Below are 2,674 nucleotides of genomic sequence, written 5' to 3' on the forward strand. Positions count from 1 at the left end.
CCGGACAGCTCCCCCCAACCGGCACCCCCAGTGCGAGGATGACCTAAGGACGACGCACCCCCGGAGGGCACCCGCACCATGACCCACAAAGTCGCAGTCCTCGGCACAGGAAAGATCGGCGAAGCCCTGCTCAGCGGCATGATCCGAGCAGGCTGGGCCCCGCAGGACCTCCTGGTCACCGCGCGCCGCCCCGAGCGAGCAGAAGAACTCCGGTCCCGCTACGGAGTCACGCCGGTCACCAACCCCGAGGCCGCCAAGACCGCCGACACCCTCATCCTCACGGTCAAGCCCCAGGACATGACCACCCTCCTCGAAGAACTCGCCCCGCACATCCCCACCGGCCGCCTGGTCATCAGCGGCGCAGCGGGCATCACCACCTCCCTCATCGAGGAGCACCTGGCCCAGGGCACCCCCGTCGTCCGCGTCATGACGAACACCCCCGCCCTCGTCGACGAGGCCATGTCCGTGATCTCCGCCGGCAGCCACGCCAGCCAGGCCGACCTCGCCCACGCCGAAGAGATCTTCGGAGCCGTCGGCAAGACGCTCCGCGTCCCCGAGGCCCAGCAGGACGCCTGCACCGCGCTCTCCGGCTCGGGCCCGGCGTACTTCTTCTACCTGGTCGAAGCCATGACCGACGCGGGCATCCTGCTCGGCCTGCCCCGCGACAAGGCCCACGACCTCATCGTCCAGTCCGCCATCGGCGCCGCCACCATGCTCCGCGACAGCGGCGAACACCCCGTCAAACTCCGCGAGAACGTCACCTCCCCCGCCGGCACCACGATCAACGCCATCCGCGAACTGGAGAACCACGGCGTACGAGCCGCCCTCATCGCCGCCCTCGAAGCGGCCCGCGACCGCAGCCGCGAGCTCGCCTCCGGCAGCAGCAGCTAGGAACCCCGGGTGGAGCCGGACCCGCCCCCGGCTCCACCTCTGTTCCATGCGCCGCTCCCTAGCCAGGCGGCAGCAACCCCATAGCCCGATACGCCGCGTCCACCCTCGGCCGCGCCATCTCCCTGGCCCGCTCCGCGCCACTGCGCAACACCCCCTCCACGTACGCAGGATCCGCGCACAACTCCTTGTGCCTCTCCTGTACGGGCCTGAGGACCTCGACCACGGCCTCTGCGGTGTCCTTCTTCAAAGCGCCGTACGACTCGTATACACCGCTCAGGTCCTCGGGGTTCCCACCCTCACAGGCCGCAAGAATCTCCAGCAGATTCGTGACCCCCGGACGCCCCTCCCGGTCGTACGCGACATCCCGGCCGCTGTCGGTCACGGCCCGCATGACCTTCTTCCGCACGATGTCCGGCTCATCCAGCAGATAGACGATCCCCGGCCCGACGTCATCGCTCTTCCCCATCTTCGCCGTCGGCTCCTGCAGGTTCATGACCCGCGCCGCGATCTTCGGATGCGTCGCCCGGGGCACCACGAACGTGTGGCCGTACCGCTGGTTGAACCGCACCGCCACATCCCGCGTCAGCTCCACGTGCTGCGCCTGGTCGTCCCCCACCGGCACCTCATCGGTCCCATACGCAAGGATGTCGGCCGCCATCAGCACGGGATACGTCAGCAACGACAGCCGCACACTCCCACCCCGCGCCCCCTCGCGCGCCGCCTTCTCCTTGTACTGGATCATGCGCCGCATCTCCCCGTCGGTGGCGACGCACTCCAGCACGTACGACAGCCTCGCGTGTTCGTCCACATGACTCTGCACGAACACGGTGCACACCTCGGGATCGAGCCCGGACGCCAACAACAGCGTCGCCGCCTGCCGACTGAGCCTGCGCACCCGCGCCGGATCATGGTCCACGGTCAGTGCGTGCAGATCGACGATGCAGAACAGCGCATCCGCCTGGTGCTGGTCGACCGCAGCCCACCGCCGCATGGCGCCCAGGTAGTTCCCCAGCGTCAGATGCCCGGTCGGCTTCACCCCACTGAAGACCCGCGTCATCTCCCTCTCCACCTCTCCGGTCAGGACCGCCACTGCCCGCCGGCCGGGTCCTCCAGGAGGGAGAAACAAGAACGGCCGCCGGATCGGCGGCCGTTGAGTGCATACGTGAGTACGGCCGCCGTCAGGCGGCCCACCACAGCTGGGTGCACGTACGCGTAGTCATGGACGTCAGACTACGCCCCTGGAGTGCTCCCCGGAGCGAAGTTGACACGCCCAGGCGCGGTACGTAGTGTTCTCCGGGTTGCCCTCCGGTCGGTCCCCGGGCAGCGATTCCGCAGGTATCAACTGACAAACGGCGATCCGTCGTCGTGATGCTGTCATGCGTATTTACGGAATGAGGAATCCGCGTTCGAAAGGGCGCAGCCCCCGATTAGCTCGGGAGCTGGGAATCCGCTAAAGTCTCACTCGTCGGAACGGCCCAGCGGCCGGGAAGGCAACCCCCTCCGACTGGGAATCAGGCCCGAAAGGATCTGATAAAGTCGGAACCGCCGGAAAGGGAAGCGCGAAAGCGTCTGACCTGGAAAGCGCCGAGGAAATCGGATCGGAAAAAGATCTGATAGAGTCGGAAACACCGAAGGGAAGCGCCCGGAGTAAAGCCGCGAGAGAGTCTCTCGGGTGAGTACAAAGGAAGCGTCCGTTCCTTGAGAACTCAACAGCGTGCCAAAAATCAACGCCAGATATGTTGATACCCCGTCTCTCCCGATTCCGGGAGGGCGAGGTTCCTTT

At 66.9% G+C, this 2,674-nt stretch carries 2 protein-coding genes; one reads left to right on the forward strand and one right to left on the reverse strand.

From position 1 onward, the window contains the following. The first annotated feature begins 78 nt into the window (after positions 1-78). Entirely contained in the window at positions 79-891 is an 813-nt protein-coding gene (gene proC / locus FPZ41_RS45990) for a pyrroline-5-carboxylate reductase (protein ID WP_152870798.1), read from the forward strand. 58 nt (positions 892-949) lie between these two features. Here the strand turns inward: proC and trpS are convergent, their stop codons facing one another. Then, positions 950-1,948, reverse strand: coding sequence for a tryptophan--tRNA ligase (gene trpS / locus FPZ41_RS45995; RefSeq protein ID WP_152870799.1), 999 nt, complete (start codon positions 1,946-1,948; stop codon positions 950-952). Positions 1,949-2,674: the final 726 nt, after the last annotated feature.

The sequence above is a fragment of the Streptomyces acidicola genome (assembly GCF_009377235.1).
GTDB classification, from domain to species: Bacteria; Actinomycetota; Actinomycetes; order Streptomycetales; family Streptomycetaceae; genus Streptomyces; species Streptomyces acidicola.